Source organism: Escherichia sp. SCLE84, from assembly GCF_012584495.1.
Classification (GTDB): domain Bacteria; phylum Pseudomonadota; class Gammaproteobacteria; order Enterobacterales; family Enterobacteriaceae; genus ECMA0423.
Window position 1 is genome coordinate 579,345 of sequence record NZ_CP051430.1, and the last position, 23,677, is coordinate 603,021.

Annotated in this window: 23 protein-coding genes; 8 read left to right on the forward strand and 15 right to left on the reverse strand. The window is 50.6% G+C overall.

The window, feature by feature from the left end; all coding sequences use genetic code 11:
* Window positions 1–17: 17 nt before the first annotated feature.
* On the reverse strand, window positions 18–1,319 hold the full coding sequence (gene rstB / locus HGD79_RS03035) for a two-component system sensor histidine kinase RstB (RefSeq protein WP_168848285.1): 1,302 nt from the start codon (window positions 1,317–1,319) through the stop codon (window positions 18–20).
* 3 nt (window positions 1,320–1,322) lie between these two features.
* Window positions 1,323–2,042 carry a two-component system response regulator RstA gene (gene rstA, locus HGD79_RS03040; RefSeq protein ID WP_001092519.1) on the reverse strand — a complete coding sequence of 240 codons (720 nt, stop codon included), beginning with the start codon at window positions 2,040–2,042 and terminating at the stop codon, window positions 1,323–1,325.
* Between the two features lie 128 nt (window positions 2,043–2,170).
* On the opposite strand from rstA, the gene HGD79_RS03045 reads away from it, so the two are divergent.
* Entirely contained in the window at window positions 2,171–2,506 is a 336-nt protein-coding gene (locus HGD79_RS03045) for a GlpM family protein (protein ID WP_000524868.1), read from the forward strand.
* Here HGD79_RS03045 and folM read toward each other — a convergent pair.
* From folM to ydgH, 3 genes are all read right to left on the reverse strand, one after another.
* Entirely contained in the window at window positions 2,503–3,225 is a 723-nt protein-coding gene (gene folM / locus HGD79_RS03050; protein ID WP_160539688.1) for a dihydromonapterin reductase, read from the reverse strand. The genes HGD79_RS03045 and folM overlap by 4 nt on opposite strands.
* Window positions 3,226–3,261: 36 nt before the next feature.
* Window positions 3,262–4,644, reverse strand: coding sequence for an amino acid permease (locus tag HGD79_RS03055; RefSeq protein WP_000412379.1), 1,383 nt, complete (start codon window positions 4,642–4,644; stop codon window positions 3,262–3,264).
* Between the two features lie 185 nt (window positions 4,645–4,829).
* Window positions 4,830–5,774, reverse strand: a complete 945-nt coding sequence (gene ydgH / locus HGD79_RS03060; protein ID WP_000769322.1) for a DUF1471 family protein YdgH — start codon at window positions 5,772–5,774, stop codon at window positions 4,830–4,832.
* A gap of 523 nt (window positions 5,775–6,297) precedes the next feature.
* Between ydgH and pntA the strand changes: the two genes are divergently transcribed.
* Window positions 6,298–7,830, forward strand: a complete 1,533-nt coding sequence (pntA, locus tag HGD79_RS03065) for a Re/Si-specific NAD(P)(+) transhydrogenase subunit alpha (protein WP_001352420.1) — start codon at window positions 6,298–6,300, stop codon at window positions 7,828–7,830.
* A 10-nt stretch (window positions 7,831–7,840) separates the two neighbouring features.
* A complete protein-coding gene (gene pntB, locus HGD79_RS03070) occupies window positions 7,841–9,229 on the forward strand; it encodes a Re/Si-specific NAD(P)(+) transhydrogenase subunit beta (RefSeq protein ID WP_000014036.1) in 1,389 nt (462 codons plus the stop codon).
* A 24-nt stretch (window positions 9,230–9,253) separates the two neighbouring features.
* On the opposite strand, the gene tqsA is transcribed toward pntB, so the two are convergent.
* A complete protein-coding gene (tqsA, locus tag HGD79_RS03075) occupies window positions 9,254–10,288 on the reverse strand; it encodes an AI-2 transporter TqsA (RefSeq protein WP_001118241.1) in 1,035 nt (344 codons plus the stop codon).
* A gap of 411 nt (window positions 10,289–10,699) precedes the next feature.
* Between tqsA and mdtJ the strand changes: the two genes are divergently transcribed.
* Window positions 10,700–11,065, forward strand: coding sequence for a multidrug/spermidine efflux SMR transporter subunit MdtJ (mdtJ, locus tag HGD79_RS03080; RefSeq protein WP_000276149.1), 366 nt, complete (start codon window positions 10,700–10,702; stop codon window positions 11,063–11,065).
* Window positions 11,052–11,381: a multidrug/spermidine efflux SMR transporter subunit MdtI gene (gene mdtI / locus HGD79_RS03085; RefSeq protein WP_000046661.1), complete on the forward strand. Its 330-nt coding sequence runs from the start codon at window positions 11,052–11,054 to the stop codon at window positions 11,379–11,381. Before mdtJ ends, mdtI begins: the two co-directional genes overlap by 14 nt.
* 38 nt (window positions 11,382–11,419) lie before the next feature.
* Here the strand turns inward: mdtI and HGD79_RS03090 are convergent, their stop codons facing one another.
* The 4 genes from HGD79_RS03090 to HGD79_RS03105 all read right to left on the reverse strand — a co-directional run bounded on the left by HGD79_RS03090 (window position 11,420) and on the right by HGD79_RS03105 (window position 14,502).
* The gene (locus HGD79_RS03090) at window positions 11,420–12,241 is read right to left on the reverse strand and encodes a serine protease (RefSeq protein WP_001260841.1); all 822 of its coding nucleotides are present in this window, start codon (window positions 12,239–12,241) and stop codon (window positions 11,420–11,422) included.
* Window positions 12,242–12,340: 99 nt separating this feature from the next.
* Window positions 12,341–12,424 carry a hypothetical protein gene (locus HGD79_RS03095; RefSeq protein ID WP_000233090.1) on the reverse strand — a complete coding sequence of 28 codons (84 nt, stop codon included), beginning with the start codon at window positions 12,422–12,424 and terminating at the stop codon, window positions 12,341–12,343.
* Between the two features lie 92 nt (window positions 12,425–12,516).
* Window positions 12,517–12,825, reverse strand: a complete 309-nt coding sequence (asr, locus tag HGD79_RS03100) for an acid resistance repetitive basic protein Asr (protein WP_001342195.1) — start codon at window positions 12,823–12,825, stop codon at window positions 12,517–12,519.
* A 423-nt stretch (window positions 12,826–13,248) separates the two neighbouring features.
* Window positions 13,249–14,502, reverse strand: a complete 1,254-nt coding sequence (locus HGD79_RS03105; RefSeq protein ID WP_000091840.1) for an MFS transporter — start codon at window positions 14,500–14,502, stop codon at window positions 13,249–13,251.
* A gap of 106 nt (window positions 14,503–14,608) precedes the next feature.
* Between HGD79_RS03105 and HGD79_RS03110 the strand changes: the two genes are divergently transcribed.
* From HGD79_RS03110 to bioD, 3 genes are all read left to right on the forward strand, one after another.
* Window positions 14,609–15,502 (forward strand): LysR family transcriptional regulator, encoded by an 894-nt coding sequence (locus tag HGD79_RS03110; RefSeq protein WP_001019530.1) that lies wholly within the window; start codon window positions 14,609–14,611, stop codon window positions 15,500–15,502.
* 134 nt (window positions 15,503–15,636) lie between these two features.
* A complete protein-coding gene (mlc, locus tag HGD79_RS03115) occupies window positions 15,637–16,857 on the forward strand; it encodes a sugar metabolism global transcriptional regulator Mlc (RefSeq protein WP_000225276.1) in 1,221 nt (406 codons plus the stop codon).
* Window positions 16,858–16,981: 124 nt separating this feature from the next.
* Entirely contained in the window at window positions 16,982–17,677 is a 696-nt protein-coding gene (gene bioD, locus HGD79_RS03120) for a dethiobiotin synthase (RefSeq protein WP_000919226.1), read from the forward strand.
* On the opposite strand, the gene clcB is transcribed toward bioD, so the two are convergent.
* The 5 genes from clcB to ynfF all read right to left on the reverse strand — a co-directional run bounded on the left by clcB (window position 17,630) and on the right by ynfF (window position 23,645).
* Entirely contained in the window at window positions 17,630–18,922 is a 1,293-nt protein-coding gene (gene clcB / locus HGD79_RS03125) for a voltage-gated ClC-type chloride channel ClcB (RefSeq protein ID WP_168848286.1), read from the reverse strand. The genes bioD and clcB overlap by 48 nt on opposite strands.
* A 158-nt stretch (window positions 18,923–19,080) precedes the next feature.
* Window positions 19,081–19,695 (reverse strand): Tat proofreading chaperone DmsD, encoded by a 615-nt coding sequence (dmsD, locus tag HGD79_RS03130; RefSeq protein WP_000148710.1) that lies wholly within the window; start codon window positions 19,693–19,695, stop codon window positions 19,081–19,083.
* Between the two features lie 42 nt (window positions 19,696–19,737).
* Window positions 19,738–20,592, reverse strand: a complete 855-nt coding sequence (gene ynfH / locus HGD79_RS03135; protein WP_000526492.1) for a selenate reductase membrane anchor subunit YnfH — start codon at window positions 20,590–20,592, stop codon at window positions 19,738–19,740.
* 1 nt (window position 20,593) lies between these two features.
* On the reverse strand, window positions 20,594–21,211 hold the full coding sequence (gene ynfG, locus HGD79_RS03140) for a DMSO reductase like molybdoenzyme iron-sulfur subunit YnfG (RefSeq protein ID WP_000213028.1): 618 nt from the start codon (window positions 21,209–21,211) through the stop codon (window positions 20,594–20,596).
* Between the two features lie 10 nt (window positions 21,212–21,221).
* The gene (ynfF, locus tag HGD79_RS03145; RefSeq protein WP_001342196.1) at window positions 21,222–23,645 is read right to left on the reverse strand and encodes a selenate/tellurate reductase subunit YnfF; all 2,424 of its coding nucleotides are present in this window, start codon (window positions 23,643–23,645) and stop codon (window positions 21,222–21,224) included.
* Window positions 23,646–23,677 lie beyond the last annotated feature (32 nt).

The following is a 23,677-nucleotide window of genomic DNA, read 5'->3' on the forward strand; positions in this document are numbered from 1 at the left end:
CCACCGTGCGCGTAGTGTCAAGCAGAGGTAAATTGCGGGATGTTATGCCATAACGGCCAGCTAAACGAGAAGCGGGCACCACCCAGTTCGCTGGTGTCACAATTAACCGTACCGCCCATTGCCAGTGCTATAGAGTGGACAATTGCCAGCCCCAGCCCGCAGCCGCCGGTTGAGCGATCCCGGCTGGGATCGAGGCGAACAAAAGGTTCAAAGATATGTTCGCGGTTTTCTGGGGCAATCCCTGGGCCATCATCCTCAACAATTAATGTCGCTTTATTCCCCGATAGTAGCAGGCTGGTTTCAACCGTTGAATGGCAGTAGCGCAGGGCGTTATTGAGCAAATTATCCAGCACGCGCTCCATTAAGCGCATATCCAACGCCGCATAATGGCCTTGCATGAGCGTTTTTATCCGTACCGTTTTATCGGGCGTTACTGCCTGAATATCTGCCAGATGCGTTGACAGCCACAACGGCAGGTCTGGTTCGCTAGGATGAAGCTCGTTTTGTGGGCGATCGAGCCGGGCATAAGTCAGCAGCTCTTCAATTAAAGCTTCAAGTTGACTGATATCTCGATTCAACGCCTGGGATTCGGCGGCGCTCAGGTTATCGCTCATCTCCAGTCGATAACGCAGGCGCACTAACGGTGTTCGCAGTTCGTGAGCGATACCGTCAATAAGCTGTTTTTTGCTGGCAATTAAGGCGTTGATATTGTCCGCCATCTGGTTAAATGCGATACCAAGTCGTTCAAAGCTCGACCCCTCATCAAAGTGGATACGTTCATTGAGATGCCCATCGCCAAATCGTTGCGCCGCTGCTTCCAGTTTTAACATATCCTGCCAGTGCGGACGCATCCAGATAAACACCGGAAAGGCGAGGGAAATAGCAATAAAAGCGATCAGGGCGATATCCAGCAATCGCATCTGATGGAGATAATAAAGATAAGGAACAGGACCAACTGCCAGCACGTAGTGGCTGCGCGGGATACGCTGCAAAAACGTGTACTGATCGTCCAGGGCGACAATTTCGCCGCCACGCAGTCGGTGCATGGAAATATCATCAAGATGGTATTTACTCAGTGGCTCGACACGCAGATCGAAAGAGAGATTTAAATCCATCTCTTTCAGCGTCTTACCCCAGTCGTGTGGGGGGATCTCACGCAATTCGCTGCGCATCAGATACAGCGAACTGTTCATCAAATCATCCAGCGACTGTTTGCCCGCGCGTTCGGCGGTAAATTTGTACACCAGCCCAACCAGCAGAGACATCACAAGGAAGCAGACAAACAATAACAGGTAAAACTGGATAAACAGTTTTTTCATCGCTTATTCCCATGCATGAGGCGCAAAAAGATAGCCTTTGTTACGCACAGTTTTAATGCGATAAGGTTCTGCGGCGTTATCGAGCAGTTTTTTTCTTAACCGCGAAATAGCCACGTCCACGCTACGATCCAGTCCGTCATAACTGACGCCGCGTAAATTTTTCAGCAATGCATCGCGGTCCATGATTTGCCCGGCATGGGTAGCTAATTCCCACAATAATTCGAAATCAGCTGTCGAGAGCGAGATTTCAGTGTTAGCCAGTGTGACTACGCGGTTGATGGGATCGATGGTCAACGTGCCGAAATGCAGGGCTTTGTAGGGAGTCAGAGACGTTTCCTGAAGACCTTTGGTCAGTGTGGCTTGCTCATTCTGACGCAAATGCAAACGTAAACGCGCTAGCAAAACAGCAGGGGGCGTCGTTTTGAGAATATAGTCGCAGGCACCCATTTCCAGTGCCAGGATGTGGTTCATATCGCTATCGAGAGAGGTTAGAAGAACAATCGGTCCAGACCACTTTGCGCGTAAATCACGACAAATGGTCATGCCGTCCTTGCCTGGTAGCATGATGTCGAGTAACACCAAATCCGGACTTTCTCGCAAAATGGTTTCTTCGGCCTGGTCGCCGCGCGGTTCTACGGTAACCTGCATATCATGTTTTGCCAGGTACGCGGCAATCAGTGAACCGACTTCCGCATCATCTTCCACAAATACGATAGTGTTCATAACATTCACGGTAGATATAAAAACGTCACAATACACCGCGCTGTTTTTACTTACTATCAATCGTTTCTAAACAAGTTTTCATCAGGTATTCTACTGATGACTTGTTATGGAAGTGTTAAGGTAAAAAGATGGGGCTGGTAATCAAAGCCGCGCTCGGTGCGCTGGTAGTGCTGTTGATTGGTGTTTTAGCAAAAACGAAAAATTATTATATCGCCGGGCTGATTCCACTTTTCCCGACCTTTGCGCTTATCGCGCATTATATTGTTGCCAGCGAACGCGGCATTGAAGCCTTACGCGCAACCATCATTTTTAGTATGTGGTCGATTATTCCCTATTTTGTTTACCTGGTGTCGCTGTGGTATTTCACCGGAATGATGCGCTTGCCCGCCGCTTTTGTTGGTTCTGTTGCGTGTTGGGGGATAAGCGCATGGGTGTTGATTATATGCTGGATAAAGCTGCATTAACGCAGATGACGACCGCCATCAAGTGGGAAACTGCGTCCGGTGATAAAGCAGCTGGTAAGTAAGTAATCGACCAGGTCGATCACTTCTTTCTCGCCAGGCGCGGTTTTCATCAGTGATTTATTCAGCGCCTGTTGTCGATATTCGGCATCATCATGTTCATTAAACAGGATCAGCGATGGCGCAATAGAATTCACTTTCACTTCCGGTGCCAGCTTGCGGGCAAACGAGCGGGTCATATTATCCAGTGCCGCTTTGCTTGCAGCATACGCAACATGTTTGTCGCTACCGCGCTCCACCACATAATCGGTAAAGTGAATGATATCGCTGGCGGCGTGTCCGTGCCCACGCAGTAATCTTTCCAGCGCATGGTTGAGCAGGTATGGGGTATTAACGTGGATCTGCATCATGCAAGCCAGTACGTCGGCCAGTGGTGTACCTGGTTTTTCCGCCATCCACGCACTGGCGTTATGCAAAATAGCACGCAGACCATGGGTGCTTTTTAGTACTTCATCGGCAAACGCCATCACACCGTCGTTGGTCGAAAAATCAGCCTGAATACACTGCGCACCTGCCTTAATCAGTCCATCAATGGCTGGATAGTGCGTCCGATAGCTGACAATCACCGGTTGCTTTTGATTAATGAAATGCCAGGCGAGGGCGAGGCCGATGCGACGACCTCCGCCAGTAATTAATATTGGCAAGGGCTGGGCTTTACCCATCGTTATCTCCTTTGCTATCCAACGATGGGATGAACGTTATCCCACCAGCATCCAGGTCGCCGGAACTGAGGCAATTAACAGCATGCCAATCAGCACCATTTCCTGACGGTTCAGTACATTATCATGTGTATGCGTTTTGCGCGCATACAGGAAAACCAGCAGCCCCGGCGCATACAGAACAACGGATAACAGCAAGTGCATTGGACCAGAGGCATACAATAACCATAAGCCATAAATGCAGGCACCGACACCTACCGCTTTATGCAGTGGACGGGTTGCGATTTTCAGCAAGAACGCGCCGACCAGGAAATAGGGCACCAGAATCATTTCTGAGGCGATGGTCAGCAACGTGTTGTAATCGGAACCGGTCAGCCAGATGAGTACCAGACAAATTTGCACGCAGATGTTGGTCAACCACAGCGAGGCGGATGGCGCAGCTTGTGCGTTCTGGCGCGCAAAAATGCGTGGGAATGCTTTATGAGTGGCAGCCAGGAACGGAACTTCTGCCGCCATGATGGTCCAGCTTAAGTACGCGCCGCAAACGGAAACGATCAAACCGGCAGCGATGATGATTTCGCCCCATGGTCCCATCATTTCCACCATCAGACCGGCCATTGACGGGTTACGAATTTCAGCCAGTTCAGGACGTGCCACCACGCCCAGCGAAAGCAGCGTTACCAGCAAGTAAACGCCCAGAGCGGAGAGAACCGCCAGCAGTGTCGCTTTGCCAACATCACGTTTATTACGCGCACGCGCAGAAACAACCACGGCACCTTCCACACCAATGAAAACCCACAGGGTGATCAGCATGGTGTTTTTCACCTGTTCCCACACGGGTACGCCAAGTGCAAGTCCGGTGAAGTCGAGCTTGAAGGTATCCAGTTTGAACATCATCATCGCCAGCACAACAAACAGACCCAGCGGCAACAATTTTGCCAGTGTCGCCACCAGGTTAATGCTGGCAGCGGTTTGCACCCCGCGCAGGATCAAAAAGTGAACAATCCACAATAAAGCCGATGCACCGACTATCGATTGCCAGGTATTACCATCGCCGAACAGGCGCAATTCCGGCGTGTCCGTAAAAAAGCTTAACGCGGAAAAAACGATCACCAGATAGGAGACGTTGGCGATGACTGCGCACAGCCAGTATCCCCATGCGGAACAAAAGCCGATTAGCTCGCCAAACCCTTCGCGGGCATAGGTAAAGATACCGCCGTCAAGTTCGGGACGAATGCGCGTGAGGATCAGCATGGCAAAGGCCAGCAATAAAATGCCAGCGCCAGTAATACCCCAGCCGATGAGCAGTGCTGCCGGGCTGGCAACTGCCGCCATATTTTGCGGCAGACTGAAAACACCCGCGCCCAGCATTGAGCTTAATACCAGCGCGGTGAGTGCGCTCAGTCCCAGTTTCTTTTCCATCGATATCCAGTGATTAAAACGTGATAAGAAGAATAAATATTAGGGCAAAACGCATAAAAATGGAGTTTGCCACTGAAGCGCGGGATTTTACGAAGAGATGTGTCTGCATGCAATGGTCGCGGGGAAATTTGTGACTAAAAATGCGAAAGGCGGCATCAAGCCGCCTTATAGGAGTAACTGAATAGTTATTTATACAGATCTGCGCTGACGGTCAGGTTATTACCACGTTCCTGCCACTGGCGGGTGATGTGGTAATACTTAGCACCTTTCTTCGCGGCACGTTTCGCAACCTGATAGGAGACTTCGGTCATGTTGCCGTAGTTGCCAGAGAATTTGATGCTGTCGAACGGGACCATCATCGCTGCTGTCGCTTTGTTCAGTTCTTCGACTTTAGTGCCGTCAGGAAGCGTGACAGTGTAACGTCCGCCTTTTGATGACTGGGTTTCAAAGAAACGACCGACTTCAGAACTTGGTGATGCGGTAGTCGCAACACCTGGGATCTCAACTTTCTTCGCGGCTTCGCCACCGGCAGCCAGAGCTGCACGTCCTGCTTCGGAATCTGCCGGGATCACATCCGGGCTCTGGACGATACGTTTCTTAGCATCTTTTTTATAGATGAATGCAGTAATACGCTGGTTGCCGCCCTGGTTGGCATCGATTTGACGAACAATGTAGAAAGAGTAGGCACCTTTCGCTTTTGCTGCTTTGGTGATGGCATCATTGACTTCTGGCTGGCTACGATAGAAGCCCTGGACGGTGACCGTGTCAAACGGTTCAATCAGAACAGCCTGATCTTTCGGCAGTTCGACAACACCGTTAATTACGCGATTACTTGTTTCTTCTGCTTTTTCAGCATCGGCTTTATAGAGGTCAGCGACCACACGCCAGTTACCGCTGTTACCAAAATCAGAAGTGTCGACAACATAAAAAGAGGCGGCACCTTCTTTATCTGCGCGACGAGAAACGGCTTTCACCGCTTCGCCAATAGCATTAAAACGACCGGTAACCACTACACGGTCAAAAGGTTTAACCGCTGCCGCTTGCTCCGGTGTCAGTTCTGTTGCTGCGTTAACGGAGAATGCCGTAGCAGAAAGCAGTGCCGACGCCAGGAGGGTGTTCTTAAGCTTCATAAAAATAATCCTTCGCCTTGCGCAAACCAGGTACTGGTATTGTTATTAACGAGAAACGTGGCTGATTATTGCATTTAAACGGTGTAACTGTCTGCGTCATTTTTCATATCACATTCCTTAAGCCAATTTTAATCCTGCTCAAATGACCGTCTATGCTTAAAAAACAGCCGTATCAGCATCATTACTACTGAAGCAACTGAATTGTATAAGTTAATTTAATGTTAAGTAGTGATTCGTGCCGGGGCGATGTCTCGTTTTACCCGACCGTCGAAGACAATTATCAGTCTTTATCCGGCGTTCTAAGGTGTTTATCCCACTATCACGGCTGAATCGTTAATATTTTGCGAGTTCACGCCGAAATACTGATTTTTGGCGCTAGATCACAGGCATAATTTTCAGTACGTTATAGGGCGTTTGTTACTAATTTATTTTAACGGAGTAACATTTAGCTCGTACATGAGCGGCTTGTGTGGCTCCTGACACAGGCAAACCATCATCAATAAAACCGATGGAAGGGAATATCATGCGAATTGGCATACCAAGAGAACGGTTAACCAATGAAACCCGTGTTGCAGCAACGCCAAAAACAGTGGAACAGCTGCTGAAACTGGGTTTTACCGTCGCGGTAGAGAGCGGCGCGGGTCAACTGGCAAGTTTTGACGATAAAGCGTTTGTGCAAGCGGGCGCTGAAATTGTAGAAGGGAATAGCGTCTGGCAGTCAGAGATCATTCTGAAGGTCAATGCGCCGTTAGATGATGAAATTGCGTTACTGAATCCAGGGACAACGCTGGTGAGTTTTATCTGGCCTGCGCAGAATCCGGAATTAATGCAAAAACTTGCGGAACGTAACGTGACCGTGATGGCGATGGATTCTGTGCCGCGTATCTCACGCGCACAATCGCTGGACGCACTAAGCTCGATGGCGAACATCGCCGGTTATCGCGCCATTGTTGAAGCGGCACATGAATTTGGGCGCTTCTTTACCGGGCAAATTACTGCGGCCGGGAAAGTGCCACCGGCAAAAGTGATGGTGATTGGTGCGGGTGTTGCAGGTCTGGCCGCCATTGGCGCAGCAAACAGTCTCGGCGCGATTGTGCGTGCATTCGACACCCGTCCGGAAGTGAAAGAACAAGTTCAAAGTATGGGCGCGGAATTCCTCGAGCTGGATTTTAAAGAGGAAGCGGGCAGCGGCGATGGCTATGCCAAAGTGATGTCGGACGCGTTCATTAAAGCGGAAATGGAACTCTTTGCCGCCCAGGCAAAAGAGGTCGATATCATTGTCACCACCGCGCTTATTCCAGGCAAACCAGCGCCGAAGCTAATTACCCGTGAAATGGTTGACTCCATGAAGGCGGGCAGTGTGATTGTCGACCTGGCAGCCCAAAACGGTGGCAACTGTGAATACACCGTGCCGGGTGAAATCTTCACTACGGAAAATGGTGTCAAAGTGATTGGTTATACCGATCTTCCGGGCCGTCTGCCGACGCAATCCTCACAGCTTTACGGTACTAACCTCGTTAATCTGCTGAAACTGTTGTGCAAAGAGAAAGACGGCAATATCACTGTTGATTTTGATGATGTGGTGATTCGCGGCGTGACCGTGATCCGTGCGGGTGAAATTACCTGGCCGGCACCGCCGATTCAGGTATCAGCTCAGCCGCAGGCGGCACAAAAAGCGGCACCGGAAGTGAAAACTGAGGAAAAATGTACCTGCTCACCGTGGCGTAAATACGCGTTGATGGCGCTGGCAATCATCCTGTTCGGTTGGCTGTCAAGCGTTGCGCCGAAAGAGTTTCTTGGGCACTTCACCGTTTTCGCGCTGGCCTGCGTTGTCGGTTATTACGTGGTGTGGAATGTATCGCACGCGCTGCATACACCGTTGATGTCGGTCACCAACGCGATTTCAGGGATTATTGTTGTCGGAGCACTGTTGCAGATTGGCCAGGGCGGCTGGGTTAGCTTCCTTAGTTTTATCGCGGTGCTTATAGCCAGCATTAATATTTTCGGTGGCTTCACCGTGACTCAGCGCATGCTGAAAATGTTCCGCAAAAATTAAGGGGTAACATATGTCTGGAGGATTAGTTACAGCTGCATACATTGTTGCCGCGATCCTGTTTATCTTCAGTCTGGCCGGTCTTTCGAAACATGAAACGTCTCGCCAGGGTAACAACTTCGGTATCGCCGGGATGGCGATTGCGTTAATCGCAACCATTTTTGGACCGGATACGGGTAATGTTGGCTGGATCTTGCTGGCGATGGTCATTGGTGGGGCAATTGGTATCCGTCTGGCGAAGAAAGTTGAAATGACCGAAATGCCAGAACTGGTGGCGATCCTGCATAGCTTCGTGGGTCTGGCGGCAGTGCTGGTTGGCTTTAACAGTTATCTGCATCATGACGCGGGAATGGCACCGATTCTGGTCAATATTCACCTGACGGAAGTGTTCCTCGGTATCTTCATCGGGGCGGTAACGTTCACGGGTTCGGTGGTGGCGTTCGGCAAACTGTGTGGCAAGATTTCGTCTAAACCGTTGATGCTGCCAAACCGTCACAAAATGAACCTGGCGGCTCTGGTCGTTTCCTTCCTGCTGCTGATTGTATTTGTTCGCACGGATAGCGTCGGCCTGCAAGTGCTGGCATTGCTGATAATGACCGCCATTGCGCTGGTATTCGGCTGGCATTTAGTCGCCTCCATCGGTGGTGCAGATATGCCAGTGGTGGTGTCGATGCTGAACTCGTACTCCGGCTGGGCGGCTGCGGCTGCGGGCTTTATGCTCAGCAACGACCTGCTGATTGTGACCGGTGCGCTGGTCGGTTCTTCGGGGGCTATCCTTTCTTACATTATGTGTAAGGCGATGAACCGTTCCTTTATCAGCGTTATTGCGGGTGGTTTCGGCACCGACGGCTCTTCTACTGGTGATGATCAGGAAGTGGGCGAGCACCGCGAAATCACTGCAGAAGAGACAGCGGAACTGCTGAAAAACTCCCATTCAGTGATCATTACTCCGGGGTACGGCATGGCAGTTGCGCAGGCGCAATATCCTGTCGCTGAAATTACTGAGAAATTGCGCGCTCGTGGTATTAATGTGCGTTTCGGTATCCACCCGGTCGCGGGGCGTTTGCCTGGACATATGAACGTATTGCTGGCTGAAGCAAAAGTACCGTATGACATCGTGCTGGAAATGGACGAGATCAATGATGACTTTGCTGATACCGATACCGTACTGGTGATTGGTGCTAACGATACGGTTAACCCGGCGGCGCAGGATGATCCGAAGAGTCCGATTGCTGGTATGCCTGTGCTGGAAGTGTGGAAAGCGCAGAACGTGATTGTCTTTAAACGTTCGATGAACACTGGCTATGCTGGTGTGCAAAACCCGCTGTTCTTCAAGGAAAACACCCACATGCTGTTTGGTGACGCCAAAGCCAGCGTGGATGCAATCCTGAAAGCTCTGTAACCCTGACGGCCTCTGCGGAGGCCGTCACTCTTTATTGAGATCGCTTAACAGAACGGCGATGCTTTGACCTCCCGCTGTTTGTTCAAGCGCAATTTTGACAATAATTGTTAACGGCACGGAAAGCAGCATACCCACCGGTCCTAACAACCATCCCCAAAAAATCAACGACAAAAATACCACCAATGTGGAAAGCCCCAGCCCACGTCCCATGATGCGCGGCTCCAGAATATTGCCGAAGACCAGATTAATCAGCAGATATCCCGCCAGCACCAGCAACGCTTCGTAGAAGCCATTAAACACCAGTACCTGAGCGATAGGGGGGATTGCCGCGAGAACTGAACCAATATTAGGGATGTAATTAAGCGCAAAGGCCAGCAATCCCCAGACAAAAGCGAAGCGAACATCGAGTGCGGCGAGCATCGCCCAGGCGACCAGGCCGGTGATGATGCTGATGGCTGTTTTCAGCACCAGATAATGAGAAACACTGTCAATTGCACGTTGAATCGCCGCCATCCCTTCAACCGGACGCGCCATCATTTGCTGAAATTTTCCGGGCAATTGTGGCACTTCGAGCAGCATAAACAGCACCGTCAGCAGCAATAAAAATATTGATGACATGGCATTAGATAACTGCGTCAATAAGTTGGTGAGCAACGTCATCGCCGCGTTCGGATCAATGTAATGCGCCAGCTGGTCAACTGAGACGTCAATCCCTACGCGTTGCAACAACGGCTCAAGAGCTTGCAGCGGCGTCATAATAGAGTTGCGATATTGCGGTAACGTCCGCGTCAACTCGTTGAGGGCGGAACCCAGATAAGCTAATAGCAACACCATCGCCATCACGATGATGGTCATCAAAATCGACACTGCCAGTACACGCGGCACACGCCAGCGGACCATGTGTTGCACCAGCGGGTTAAGAATAACAGCAATAAATAATGCGAGAATAAACGGCACGATGATCTCGGCGGCAAAACGGATACCGCAGAGAATAATGACCAGCATTCCCAACATAATGACGATTTTTAGGCCATTGAGCGTGATGATCGGCTTTGCCATGCTTGTCCCCGTTTTTTCTTCCTTCGCTAATAATAATGTCTTTTTCGCTCCGTCATCATAACGAAAATCAAACCGCTCAGGTAAAGAAGTGAAAATATTTTGAGTTAATTCTTAAGCTATGATACAAATCAGGCGTGTTCAACTACCGAGGACAATTATCATCCGCGATGACGAGAAGCAACACTGCGGATAATTGTAATATTATGGACAATTTGTTCAGGACGTTATTTTCTACATTTACCCATCTTCGTACCTCATCCACTATCTTGCTCGTAGGTGAGCAGCACTGGCGTAACGCACTTTAGTCCTTTCTTCTGCCAAAGCTTGCGCTAAGCGCGGGGCTTGACCACTTTACTTTGGTTTCGCTGAATTAAGCGAAAATTAAAATAATTCTCTTGCAGGAGAAGGACAATGTATATTTATTGGATTTTATTAGGTCTGGCTATTGCTACAGAAATTACCGGTACGCTGTCCATGAAATGGGCGAGCGTCAGTGAGGGAAATGGCGGCTTTATTTTAATGCTGGTGATGATTTCTCTGTCGTATATATTTCTCTCTTTCGCCGTTAAAAAAATCGCCTTAGGCGTAGCTTATGCGCTGTGGGAAGGTATCGGTATTTTATTTATTACCTTGTTTAGCGTTTTGTTATTCGACGAAAGTTTATCGCTGATGAAAATTGCCGGGTTAACCACCCTGGTCGCCGGGATTGTGTTAATAAAATCAGGTACCCGTAAAGCGCGTAAACCTGAACTGGAGGTGAACCATGGCGCAGTTTGAATGGGTTCACGCCGCCTGGCTGGCATTGGCAATCGTGCTGGAAATCGTTGCTAACGTCTTTTTGAAATTTTCTGACGGCTTTCGTCGCAAAATATTTGGCTTGCTCTCCCTGGCGGCGGTGCTGGCTGCCTTTAGTGCGCTTTCTCAGGCCGTTAAAGGGATCGACTTGTCTGTCGCTTATGCATTGTGGGGCGGGTTTGGTATTGCCGCCACGTTAGCCGCAGGTTGGATCTTGTTTGGTCAACGGTTAAATCGTAAAGGCTGGATTGGCCTGGTCTTGCTGTTGGCTGGAATGATCATGGTGAAACTTGCCTGATGAACACGCTGCCCGCACAGTCGGGCAGCGTTTGAACATTATTTTTGCGACAGTTGATCCAGCTTGTCGCGAAAACCGGTAACAGAAATGGCCCGGTTATCGGCGCGCCAGCGATCTTTCGCGGCAGGAGCCGAACTTTGCACCCCAATTAATTGCCAGCCGTCATTGGTATGCAACATCAGAGGCGAACCGCTGTCACCCGGCAAGGTATCGCACTGATGTGACATCACCGACGTTTGCGCCCAGCCAGTCACTTCACAGTTTTGATGACTGTACAACGTATCGAGATGATCTTCAGGGTATCCCGCCTGAGTTACTTTACGGCCAGCCGATTTTAATGCGGCAGTAAGCGCGGCTTTATCTCCCTCAAATAACGGCAACGGTGTAATGCCAGAAGGGGGATTACGTAGCACAATCAATCCGAAGTCCCACGGCGCGGCTGCGGGAGGTACAATCCAACCATCCCCATCTGCTTTTAACCGCTTTCCCAGTGTCGGATCAACGCGGCCTTCTATGTCGTGGATGTCATAGCGCCAAAGACCTTTATTTGACACAAAACGCAGCGCCACTGCTTTATCGGCTTTACCCTTTGGAGGTGTCAATAAACAGTGTCCTGCCGTTAATGCCAGATTGGGTGCAATCAGCGTCGCCGTACATAAATTGCCGCTGGCCGTTTCCAGTTGCCCAACCGCATCCCACGGTGATTGGGTCGTGTCATTCACTGGCACACGATCATCATGACCAAAAAACAGGGTGCTGACCTCATCGTTTGCCGATTTGGCAACGTCTGGTTTATCTGCAAACACAAAAGCAGACGTCAAACTAATTGCACCCAACACTACAGCAATGGTTGTACGCATATCACACTCTGGTGGGTAATTATGATTATTAAAAGCAAACCCTCATAAATACTATAGACGGGACGGGATGAAAGTGGGAGTAAAATCAGATAACTACAGTCAGGAAAGATAAAAACGGGCGGCAATCAGTGCGCATAAAATAAGGATGATAAGAATGAACTCAAAGCGATAACGGCCCACCATACTACCCTCCGCTAAAGGCGGTGCTAAACGTTACCCGCTTAGCACCGTAATTTTCAGGCGCGAGGGGGCGCGCCAGCATTACTGTTGAAAACTTACGCTGCGGGTTGTGCAGCAGGTTTTGCCGGTTGCTGATGGCTGTGTTTCCCGGCGTGTTTCTTCGCTGCCTGCGCTTTTTGTTCAGGGGCTTTCTGTTCAGCTTTCGTATTTTTATGATGCTTTTTAGCCGCCTGCGCTTTCTGGGCAGGTGCTGCTTTATGCTGTTTTTTATGATGTGTAGTTTTCGCCGGCGCTGCTTTGGTGGTCGTCGCAGTCGGAGCAGGTGTGGTCGCAGTCTCTGCAGCAAAGGCGGCAGAAGACAGACCCATAGCAGCGGCAACAACCAGAGCTAATACTTTTTTCATTGTCATACCCTCAATTTGTTTTTTCATTTAACCCCACTGCGGGGCCGTTGAAATAACTATATCCCTGGGAATGGCAGACTTCCGTGAGTGGTTGGTTTCAGCGTGTAACGATATGTACAAACGCTGAATAAATTACAGCGTTGATAATAACGTATTGTGACTTAAGGGAAATTTAGCTACCAATAATAGTAGTCTTGATCGGGTTAACTATTTTACTACTTACAAAGCGGTAGAATAACTGCGCATCAGTAATAAATGACACACAGCAAAATGAATCCGTTTATTTGGGTACTTATAATCCTGATGACGCTAGACGCGCTGCGGGAATTGGCTGGCGCTTCGTCTATTTTAGGATGGCTATTAACGTTGGTTTGAGCAAGCAATAAGTCCGGACGTGTAGTTACCGCAGTCCGGGCTTATTTTTCAGGCGTGCAGACGACGATGCAAACGCGTCCCGACCAGCAGAGCAATGACCAGCATCAGAGCAATAAATGCGCCGACGCCGTTCCAGCCATAGTTATGCCAGAAAACACCACCCAGCGTCCCGGCAATACTCGACCCCAGATAGTAACTGAACAGATACAGCGAGGAGGCCTGGCCTTTAGCGCGTTTTGCGCGGGGGCCAATCCAGCTGCTGGCAACTGAGTGGGCTGCGAAGAATCCTGCTGAGAAGAGTAACATTCCGGCAAAGATCAGCCACAGCGAGCTGAATAAGGTCATCAGTAAACCAAACAGCATAACCCCCGTCGAAAACAACATCACCGGACCGCGCCCGTAGCGGGTGGTCATGGTTCCGGCTTTGGGTGAGCTCCATGTACCGGTCAAATAAGCCAGCGATAATAAGCCAACCACGGCCTGACTGACATGCCAGGGGGAAAGCATCAACCGATAGCCGATGTAATTAAACAGCGTGACGAACGACCCCATCAGCAAAAAGCCTTCTGCGAACAATAACGGTAATCCCCGGTCACGCCAGTGCAGACGAAAGTTGATAAATAACGTCTTAGGGCGCAGCGAAGTCGGGCGAAAATGGCGTGATTCCGGAAGGATTTTCCAGAACATCAACGCCGAGGCCAGCGCGAAACAACCGATTGCCGCCAGAGCAATTCGCCAGTTGAAAAAGTCCGTGAAGACACCACTAATTAAGCGTCCGCTCATGCCGCCAATTGAGTTGCCGCTGATATACAACCCCATCGAAAAGGCCACGAAACTGGGGTGGATTTCCTCGCTAAGATAAGTCATGCCAACAGCTGCCACGCCACTTAACGAAAGCCCAATCAAGGCGCGCATAATCAAAATGCCGTGCCAGCTGGTCATCATTGTCGAAAGTAACGTACAAATGGAGGCCAACAGTAGCGCCGTGACCATCACTGGTTTGCGACCAATGGCATCGGATAGGGGGCCAGTAAACAGCAAACCAATAGCCAACATCGCCGTGGAAATGGACAGTGAAATACTACTGTTCGCGGGGGTTAAGCCAAACTCCTGCGAAAGCACCGGAAGGATAGGCTGCACACAATAGAGAAGTGCAAAGGTTGCCAGTCCGGCAGAGAACAGCGCCAGGGTGACGCGCATAAATTGCGGCGTACCGCGTTTAATAAATTGATTTGGCTGAGAAATGCTTTGCTTGTCAGTGTCGCTTGCCGGAGCGCCATCAACAGTTGTAGTACGGCTCACTTGAAATCCTTGCTAAATATGCCTGTGGATCAGGCTTATACATAGGGTAGGAAAATCGAATTGTTCTGTCTAATATATTAATAATCTCAAATAAGATTTTTTAAATATGAATATTGAACTTCGTCATCTGCGTTACTTTGTTGCTGTTGCGGAAGAGCTGCATTTCGGGCGCGCCGCTGCCCGCCTGAATATTTCGCAACCACCGCTAAGTCAGCAGATTCAGGCGCTGGAGCAACAAATTGGTGCCCGACTGCTGGCACGAACCAATCGCAGTGTATTGCTGACGGCAGCAGGAAAACAGTTTCTTGCAGATAGTCGGCAAATCCTGTCTATGGTGGATGACGCTGCCGCTCGCGCTGAAAGACTGCATCAGGGTGAAGCGGGGGAGTTGCGCATTGGTTTTACTTCGTCCGCTCCTTTTATTCGGGCGGTGTCCGATACGTTATCGCTGTTTCGCCGTGATTATCCCGATGTCCATTTACAAACCCGCGAAATGAACACTCGTGAGCAAATCGCTCCGCTCATTGAAGGAACGCTGGATATGGGATTGCTGCGTAACACAGCGTTACCGGAGACGCTTGAACACGCAGTCATCGTCCATGAACCGCTTATGGCGATGATCCCGCACGATCATCCCCTGGCAAATAACCCGAATGTAACGCTGGCTGAACTGGCGAAAGAACCCTTCGTCTTTTTTGATCCGCACGTCGGGACAGGGCTGTATGACGATATTCTCGGGCTGATGCGACGTTACCATTTGACGCCCGTCATCACTCAGGAGGTGGGCGAGGCAATGACCATCATCGGTCTGGTTTCCGCCGGTCTGGGTGTTTCAATTTTGCCTGCGTCATTTAAACGTGTTCAGCTCAACGAAATGCGCTGGGTGCCGATTGCAGAAGAGGATGCGGTTTCTGAAATGTGGTTGGTCTGGCCGAAACATCATGAACAAAGTCCAGCTGCGCGTAACTTTCGTATTCATCTGCTGAATGCTCTCAGGTGAGGGAAATTTCAGCGAAAAAGCCCGAAAAATGTGCTGTTAATCACATGCCTAAGTAAAAATTTGACGACACGTATTGAAGTGCTTCACCATAGCCTACAGATTATTTCGGAGCGCGAAAATATAGGGAGTATGCGGTGGTTGCTGAAAACCAGCCTGGGCACATTGATCAAATAAAGCAGACCAACGCGGGCGCGGTTTATCGCCTGATTGATCAGCTTGGTCCAGTCTCGCGTATCGATCTTTCCCGTCTGGCGCAACTGGCTCCTGCCAGTATCACTAAAATTGTCCGTGAGATGCTCGAAGCACACCTGGTGCAAGAGCTGGAAATCAAAGAAGCGGGGAACCGTGGCCGTCCGGCGGTGGGGCTGGTGGTTGAAACTGAAGCCTGGCACTATCTTTCTCTGCGCATTAGTCGCGGGGAGATTTTCCTTGCTCTGCGCGATCTGAGCAGCAAACTGGTGGTGGAAGAGTCGCAGGAACTGGCGTTAAAAGATGACTCGCCATTGCTGGATCGTATCATTTCCCATATCGATCAGTTTTTTATCCGCCACCAGAAAAAACTTGAGCGTCTAACTTCGATTGCCATAACCCTGCCGGGAATTATTGATACGGAAAATGGCATTGTACATCGCATGCCGTTCTACGAGGATGTAAAAGAGATGCCGCTCGGCGAGGCTCTGGAGCAGCATACCGGCGTTCCGGTTTATATTCAGCATGATATCAGCGCATGGACGATGGCAGAGGCCTTGTTTGGTGCCTCACGCGGGGCGCGCGATGTGATTCAGGTGGTTATCGATCACAACGTGGGGGCGGGCGTCATTACCGATGGTCATCTGCTACACGCAGGCAGCAGTAGCCTCGTGGAAATAGGCCACACACAGGTCGACCCGTATGGGAAACGTTGTTATTGCGGGAATCACGGCTGCCTCGAAACCATCGCCAGTGTGGACAGTATACTTGAGCTGGCACAGCTGCGTCTCAATCAATCCATGAGCTCGATGTTACATGGGCAACCGTTAACCGTGGACTCATTGTGTCAGGCGGCATTGCGCGGCGATCTGCTGGCAAAAGACATCATTACCGGGGTGGGCGCGCATGTGGGGCGCATTCTTGCCATCATGGTGAATTTATTTAACCCACAAAAAATACTGATTGGCTCACCGTTAAGTAAAGCGGCAGATATCCTCTTCCCGGTCATCTCAGACAGCATCCGTCAGCAGGCCCTTCCTGCGTATAGTCAGCACATTAGCGTTGAGAGTACTCAGTTTTCTAACCAGGGCACGATGGCAGGCGCTGCGCTGGTAAAAGACGCGATGTATAACGGTTCTTTGTTGATTCGTCTGTTGCAGGGTTAACATTTTTTAACTGTTCTACCAAAATTTGCGCTATCTCAATTTGGGCCAGGAAAGCATAACTTAGACTTTCAAGGTTAATTATTTTCCTGGTTTATATTTGTGAAGCATAACGGTGGAGTTAGTGATGCTGAAGCGTTTCTTTATTACCGGTACAGACACTTCTGTAGGGAAAACGGTGGTTTCCCGCGCATTGCTACAAGCGTTAGCCTCCCAGGGAAAAACGGTTGCGGGATATAAACCCGTAGCGAAGGGGAGCAAAGAGACACCCGAAGGGCTGCGTAATAAAGATGCCCTGGTGTTGCAGAGTGTTTCAACCATCGAACTGCCTTATGAAGCAGTTAATCCTATCGCGTTAAGCGAAGAAGAAAGTAGCGTGGCGCACAGTTGCCCAATCAATTACACCCTCATTTCAAACGGCCTGGCAAACCTGACCGATAAAGTCGATCATGTCGTGGTAGAAGGGACTGGCGGCTGGCGCAGTCTGATGAATGATTTGCGTCCACTCTCTGAATGGGTGGTGCAGGAACAGTTGCCGGTGTTGATGGTTGTCGGTATTCAGGAAGGTTGCATTAACCATGCACTGCTAACAGCTCAGGCGATTGCCAACGACGGGCTGCCGCTCATTGGCTGGGTGGCTAACCGAATCAACCCAGGACTGGCGCATTATGCGGAAATCATTGATGTGCTGGGTAAAAAACTTCCGGCACCGCTCATTGGTGAACTGCCTTATCTGCCGCGCGCCGAACAGCGAGAACTGGGGCAATACATCCGCTTAGCTATGCTGCGCAGTGTGCTGGCGGTAGATAGAGTCACGGTGTAACGTCCGCGAAATTACCGACGCAATGACGCAGGCAATCAATAAACCGGGGAGTAGCTGATACTCCCCGGTCATTTCACATATCATCAACGTCGACATAATCGGCGCGTGCGTGGTTGCTGCCAACAGTGTCGCCATCCCGGTCAATCCGAGTAAAAGCGTAATTTCTTCGCCATCAGGGAACCATAATCCCAGGCTACGACCATACAACATGCCAATGGCAAGACCGATAAATAGCGTCGGTGTAAAGACACCACCGGGTGCGCCGGAACCGCTACTCGCCAGCACGGCACACAGTTTACAAAGGAAGATCCCGGCAATGATCATTAACAGTGGTGGGGCGGTTAAAAAGGATTGTACGGTGCTATAGCCGTTGCCCCACACTGCAGGTGTGAACAGGGAAAGCAGACCCACGATCAACCCGCCTAGTGCCAGTTGCCAGGGCGGCGCAAGTTTGAGACTCACAAATCCACGATGACAGGCGTTCATTAACGTTAACAACAGTGGTCCGCACAGACCTGCCAGCACACCTGTACTGATAATCAGCGCATAGTCACGAGCCTGAACCGTCACTGAGAGTTGTACGTTGTAGAGTAACGCGTCGCTATGATTAATCAGATTGCTAACCAGCAATGCCACGACGGCGGAAATAATCACCGGGCCGAGAGAGGCCAACATCATAGTGCCAAACAGCACTTCGGCTATAAATAAACTGCCAGCAAGCGGGGCACGATAGGCCGCAGCCATTCCCGCCGCGGCCCCACAGGCGATCCATAATTTCCACTCCTGGCGTGGCGTAAAACGTTGGGCAAAACAGGAGGCGGCAAGGGCAGCTAAAAGAATCATCGCACCTTCGCGACCAATTGCACTGCCGCTGGTTACTACCAGCAGCGAGGCAAGCGATTTAACCAGGCTTGCTGCGTAATCGAACTGTCCATCGGTTTGCAACGCTTCCATGTAATCGGTCGGCGCATGAGGGCGTTGTTGGGTAAATTTCTGCCAGTCCATCAGCAACAAACCCGCCGCCAGTCCGCCGAGCGCCGGAGTTAGCAGCCGTCGCCAGGGGGAAAGGTTTGTCGCTGCATTGACCAGACTGCCGGAGTCATTATTGAGGAACAACCACTCCAGTAGCAGCATCGCATGATGAAACCCGGCAACGGCAAAGGCCGCGAGAATACCGACGACTGTTGCGATAAGCAGACGGCGGAACATAGTGCGCAGATCCGGATAGATGTGTAGATGATGCATGAGCAGAAATGGGCAATGAAACACGGGCGACTATTTTGCGACAAAAGAGGCCAGCCGCAAAAGCAGTGCGTGCTTTAAGAGATAAAAAAACGTGACACTGTAACCTATTATTGCCGGATTGCGCGTAATCGTCACCATCCGGCAATATTACGGTGATCCTATCGAAACAGCGGTTTAACCGCGACAGGAATCAACAGTTGTGATTGCCATTGCGCCAGCGTTAAGCGAGCCAGTTCACCCAGTGCACGGTAGAAAGGGTGTTCTGCTTTTTCGATAAAAACATCAAGAAAACGTGTTGACCACGGAAAAAGGTGCCATGCCAGCAATTCTTCGCATTCTGTCTGGCGACCATTCTCCGCCAACCACGCAGCCATCAACAGCAGTGAACCAAAATGATCTTCCGGTTCGTTTTGCTTCATTTCAAACTGAATGCCTTTCTCGCGCATCCACTGACGAAGTGCCAATGTTGAATCGCCAAACAGCACAGATTCGCGATCCAGCCAGACCGACCCCCACGGCGGAGACGGCAGTGCCCACGGGCCGACAAACAAACGCTGCCAGGCCTGGGCGTGAGTCTCTTCACACTGTGTCTGAAAAGCCGTCACCAGCGGCGCTAATGACGCTTCTGGTAGAGGCCACTGAGTTTCCCAGCCGTCACTGGTGAGTACCGCAACCAGAGGTGCGGCTTCCGCACTCTCTGGAGCGTAATAAAACAGCGCGCCCAACACGCGCGCCGCGACAGAAAAATTATCTTGCTGTGAAAAATGGGTCATTCCTAACATCCTGAAATGTGCGGGTTGCCCCGCACCAATTTGTTAACCTGCAATAGCCATTCCTACTGTCATGTGCAGGCCATAAAAGAGCACACGCCCGATCATCTCACCGCCAAGTATGAGGATTAGCCCCAGAATAAGTCCGGCAACGTGAGGTTCACGGCGACGAATGAGCGGGCAAAGCCAGCATCCAAGACCTGCGCATAACAATACCACACGCCAGACCTGTAAGGAGGCGTAATCTGGTACCAGTGCGCTGGCTTGTTGCACGGATGAGTGAATAGACGCCAGAGACAAACCTTGCAGCACAATCACCCCGGCACAAGCGATCAGCGCCAAAACGCTAATGATGGCAAATGGTGTGGTATTAAATGTAACGCGAGCTGCCCGCAGAATTGCGGCAGCAAGTATTGGACCGCTCAACAATACCGTCAGGAAGAAAGCCAGCGTAGTGTAACCGTTATGCCAGGTTGGCACGGTGTCGATTTGATACACGCAGGTCATCATCCAGACGAAAATGACGCCGAGCGCCATGCTGACAAGTAACCAGAGTTTCCCCAACGCTTGCGGCATTTTACCGATGACCGCCACCAGCCACCATAGTCCGCCAACGGCAAAAAATATGGAACCGGCAGCAATCTCGTTACTCAGACCAGAAGCTCCGATTCGATTCAGCGAGTTAAACGCTCGCAGTGGCGATCCCAGGTGCATGACAGAGGCAATAAACCCGATGCCCATCAACAGCCAGAGGAAAAACATGCCACGGACAATACGCTGACGGTCTGCGTCATTTTTGGCGGCGAACCAGCCAATTCCGCTAACAATCAGCGCGCCTACTACGCATTGACCCAATACGGTAAAGATAACCAGTGGCCATTCATGCCATCCATTTCCCATTTTACACTTCCTCCGGATTAGCCAGATAACCAGTGGTATCGCCGGTCGGGCGGCTGTTGGCGTTAGGTTTGATAACGATATTGGGTTTTGTGAAATGCGCGCGCGGCAGTGGCGCGACGGCAGCCAGAGTGCCGTGCTTCTGGCGCAGCTCTTCAATTGGACCGAACTCAAGTGCACGCAGCGGGCAGGATTCGACGCATATGGGTTGTTTCCCCTCGGCGACGCGCGAATAACAACCATCGCACTTCGTCATGTGCCCTTTTTCAGCATTGTACTGTGGTGCGCCGTACGGACAAGCCATGTGGCAGTAGCGGCAGCCGATACAAACATCTTCATCAACCACCACAAAGCCATCTTCACGCTTATGCATTGCGCCGCTGGGGCAGACTTTTGTACATGCGGGGTCATCGCAATGGTTACAGGAGATGGAGAGATAATAAGCGAACACGTTCTGGTGCCAGACGCCATTATCTTCCTGCCAGTCGCCGCCAGCGTATTCATAAATACGGCGGAAACTGACTTCCGGGCCAAGATCTTTAAAATCTTTGCACGCCAGTTCGCAGGTTTTACAGCCAGTACAGCGGCTGGAATCGATAAAAAATCCATATTGTGTGGTCATGGGCTACTCCTTAAACCTTTTCGATCTGGACAAGATTGCTGTGCGACGGGTTTCCCTTTGCCAGCGGTGAAGGGCGGTGAGAGGTCAGAATATTGATACTGCCGCCGTGATCGACCCGGTCACCAAACATATCCGCTTTAAGCCACGCACCTTGCCCGATGGCGGTAACGCCAGGCAGAATACGCGGAGTCACTTTTGCGGCAATCAGCATTTCTCCATTATTGTTAAATACCCGCACGGTATCGCCATGACGGATACCGCGTGCCTGAGCATCAATGGGGTTGATCCACACCTCTTGTGGGCAGGCCTGCTGTAACACATCAATATTGCCGTAGCTGGAGTGGGTACGCGCTTTGTAATGGAAGCCCGTTAACTGCAGTGGATAGGTTTTCCGCAGGGGATCGTCCCAGCCATCAAAACCTGGGGTATACGCAGGAAGGGGATGAATAATTTCATCTTTTTTCAATTCCCAGGTATCTGCAATCTTCGCCAGTCGTTCAGAATAAATTTCGATTTTCCCCGAAGGTGTTTTCAACGGGTTTGCCTGTGGATCTTCACGGAATGCGCGGAAAGCGACGTAGTGTTCTTCCGGGCATTTTTTCTTAAAGATCCCGGTCGTTTTCATCTCCTCGTAGTCGGGCATCTCAGGGTTACGTTCCTTCGTTTTCGCATGGAGATATTTGACCCATTCATGCTGACTGCGACCTTCAGTAAAGGTTTGATAAACGTCTGGTCCTAAGCGTTTGGCGACTTCACTCAGCATCCAGTAGATGGGTTTGCGTTCAAATTTTGCTGAGGTTGCGGGTTGGGCGAGGATCACATAGCCCATATTCCCTGCAGATTCATGAGAGATAAGGTCTTCTTGCTCTGTTGGCATCAGGTCGGGCAACAGGATATCGCAATACTTAGCCGAGGCCGTCATGAAGTGGTCAATGCCAACAATCATCTCGCACTTGCTGTCATCCTGAAGCACCTCATGGGTGTGATTGATGTCGCCATGTTGATTGATCAATGTGTTACTGGCGTAGCACCATAAAAACTTGATGGGGACATCCAGTTTTTCTTTTCCACGAACACCATCACGGGTCGCGGTCATTTCCGTACCATGGTCGATGGCATCTGTCCATGTAAAGACGGAAATCTGCGTTTTAACAGGATTCTCAAGCATCGGGAACCATTCTACCCCCAGATCCCAGCTACCTTCGCGTACACCTGAGTTGCCGCCGTTTATGCCGACGTTACCGGTGAGAACGGAAAGCATGGCAATAGCGCGGGACGTTTGCTCGCCGTTGGAATGTCGTTGTGGCCCCCAACCCTGACAAATATAAGCAGGTTTTGCTGAACCGATCTCTCGCGCCAACTGGATAATTTTTTCTGCCGGGATGCTGGTGATTTTTGCTGCCCATTCCGGCGTTTTAGCTATGCCGTCAGGCCCTTCGCCCAGAATATAGGCTTTATAATGCGCGTTACGTGGTGCGTTGGCGGGCAGCGTTTTTTCATCGTAACCAACACAATATTTGTCGAGAAATGGCTGATCGACCATGTTTTCAGTAATCAGTACCCAGGCAATCGCACAGGCCAGTGCGCCATCGGTGCCAGGGCGAATGGGCAGCCATTCATCTTCACGCCCGGCAGCAGTGTCGTTATAACGTGGATCGATGACGATCATGCGTGCGTTTGAACGTTCGCGGGCTTGCTCGACGTAGTAAGTGACACCACCGCCGCTCATCCGCGTTTCTGCCGGGTTATTTCCGAACATAACGACCAGTTTCGTATTGGCGATATCATCCGGGCTGTTGCCATCATTGGCACCGAACATATAACTCATTGCGGCACTGATCTGTGCGGTACTGTAGCTGCCATAGCGACTGAGAAAACCACCGCAAGAGTTCATCAGACGGTACGGGACGTTTGAGTTGGTGATGTTTCCGCCATCTACGCCTGTTCCGTACAGGACATGTACAGCCTCATTGCCGTAATCTTTCAGGATCCGCCGAAGATTATCACTGATGGTATCCAGGGCTTCGTCCCAACTTATCCGTTCAAATTTACCTTCACCGCGCTTGCCGACGCGCTTCATGGGATATTTCAACCTATCAGGATGATTCATCCGTCGGCGGATAGAGCGCCCGCGTAAACACGCTCGAACCTGATGATTACCGTAGACGTCGTCACCTGTCGTATCAGACTCCACCCAGTACACGGTGTCATCTTTCACATGCAAACGTAACAGACAGCGGCTCCCGCAGTTAACGGTGCAGGAACTCCAGACCGCTTTCTCTTCTACCGGAGCCTCTGCCGCCCGGACCATTTGGGAAAATGGCAGAGTGAAAGCACTGCTTGCCAGCGCGAGACTGCCAAGTGCGGAGGTTTTCATCAGACTTCTACGGCTGATTTCAGCCTTCATGAGCGCCTCTGTGGTATGGATTTTCATCATTACTCACTTATTGCTTTTCAAACAAAATG

Bases quoted from the DNA above. Each gene is read 5' to 3' on its own strand.
- HGD79_RS03045 (WP_000524868.1), top strand. From the start codon at position 2,171: ATGGGGCTGGTAATCAAAGCCGCGCTCGGTGCGCTGGTAGTGCTGTTG.
- dmsD (WP_000148710.1), bottom strand. From the start codon at position 19,695: ATGACCCATTTTTCACAGCAAGATAATTTTTCTGTCGCGGCGCGCGTG.
- clcB (WP_168848286.1), bottom strand. From the start codon at position 18,922: ATGCATCATCTACACATCTATCCGGATCTGCGCACTATGTTCCGCCGT.
- ydgH (WP_000769322.1), bottom strand. From the start codon at position 5,774: ATGAAGCTTAAGAACACCCTCCTGGCGTCGGCACTGCTTTCTGCTACG.
- rstB (WP_168848285.1), bottom strand. From the start codon at position 1,319: ATGAAAAAACTGTTTATCCAGTTTTACCTGTTATTGTTTGTCTGCTTC.
- asr (WP_001342195.1), bottom strand. From the start codon at position 12,825: ATGAAAAAAGTATTAGCTCTGGTTGTTGCCGCTGCTATGGGTCTGTCT.
- rstA (WP_001092519.1), bottom strand. From the start codon at position 2,042: ATGAACACTATCGTATTTGTGGAAGATGATGCGGAAGTCGGTTCACTG.
- mdtI (WP_000046661.1), top strand. From the start codon at position 11,052: ATGGCGCAGTTTGAATGGGTTCACGCCGCCTGGCTGGCATTGGCAATC.
- HGD79_RS03090 (WP_001260841.1), bottom strand. From the start codon at position 12,241: ATGCGTACAACCATTGCTGTAGTGTTGGGTGCAATTAGTTTGACGTCT.
- folM (WP_160539688.1), bottom strand. From the start codon at position 3,225: ATGGGTAAAGCCCAGCCCTTGCCAATATTAATTACTGGCGGAGGTCGT.
- ynfH (WP_000526492.1), bottom strand. From the start codon at position 20,592: ATGGGAAATGGATGGCATGAATGGCCACTGGTTATCTTTACCGTATTG.
- ynfG (WP_000213028.1), bottom strand. From the start codon at position 21,211: ATGACCACACAATATGGATTTTTTATCGATTCCAGCCGCTGTACTGGC.
- pntA (WP_001352420.1), top strand. From the start codon at position 6,298: ATGCGAATTGGCATACCAAGAGAACGGTTAACCAATGAAACCCGTGTT.
- tqsA (WP_001118241.1), bottom strand. From the start codon at position 10,288: ATGGCAAAGCCGATCATCACGCTCAATGGCCTAAAAATCGTCATTATG.
- HGD79_RS03095 (WP_000233090.1), bottom strand. From the start codon at position 12,424: ATGGTGGGCCGTTATCGCTTTGAGTTCATTCTTATCATCCTTATTTTA.
- pntB (WP_000014036.1), top strand. From the start codon at position 7,841: ATGTCTGGAGGATTAGTTACAGCTGCATACATTGTTGCCGCGATCCTG.
- HGD79_RS03110 (WP_001019530.1), top strand. From the start codon at position 14,609: ATGAATATTGAACTTCGTCATCTGCGTTACTTTGTTGCTGTTGCGGAA.
- mdtJ (WP_000276149.1), top strand. From the start codon at position 10,700: ATGTATATTTATTGGATTTTATTAGGTCTGGCTATTGCTACAGAAATT.
- ynfF (WP_001342196.1), bottom strand. From the start codon at position 23,645: ATGAAAATCCATACCACAGAGGCGCTCATGAAGGCTGAAATCAGCCGT.
- HGD79_RS03055 (WP_000412379.1), bottom strand. From the start codon at position 4,644: ATGGAAAAGAAACTGGGACTGAGCGCACTCACCGCGCTGGTATTAAGC.
- bioD (WP_000919226.1), top strand. From the start codon at position 16,982: ATGCTGAAGCGTTTCTTTATTACCGGTACAGACACTTCTGTAGGGAAA.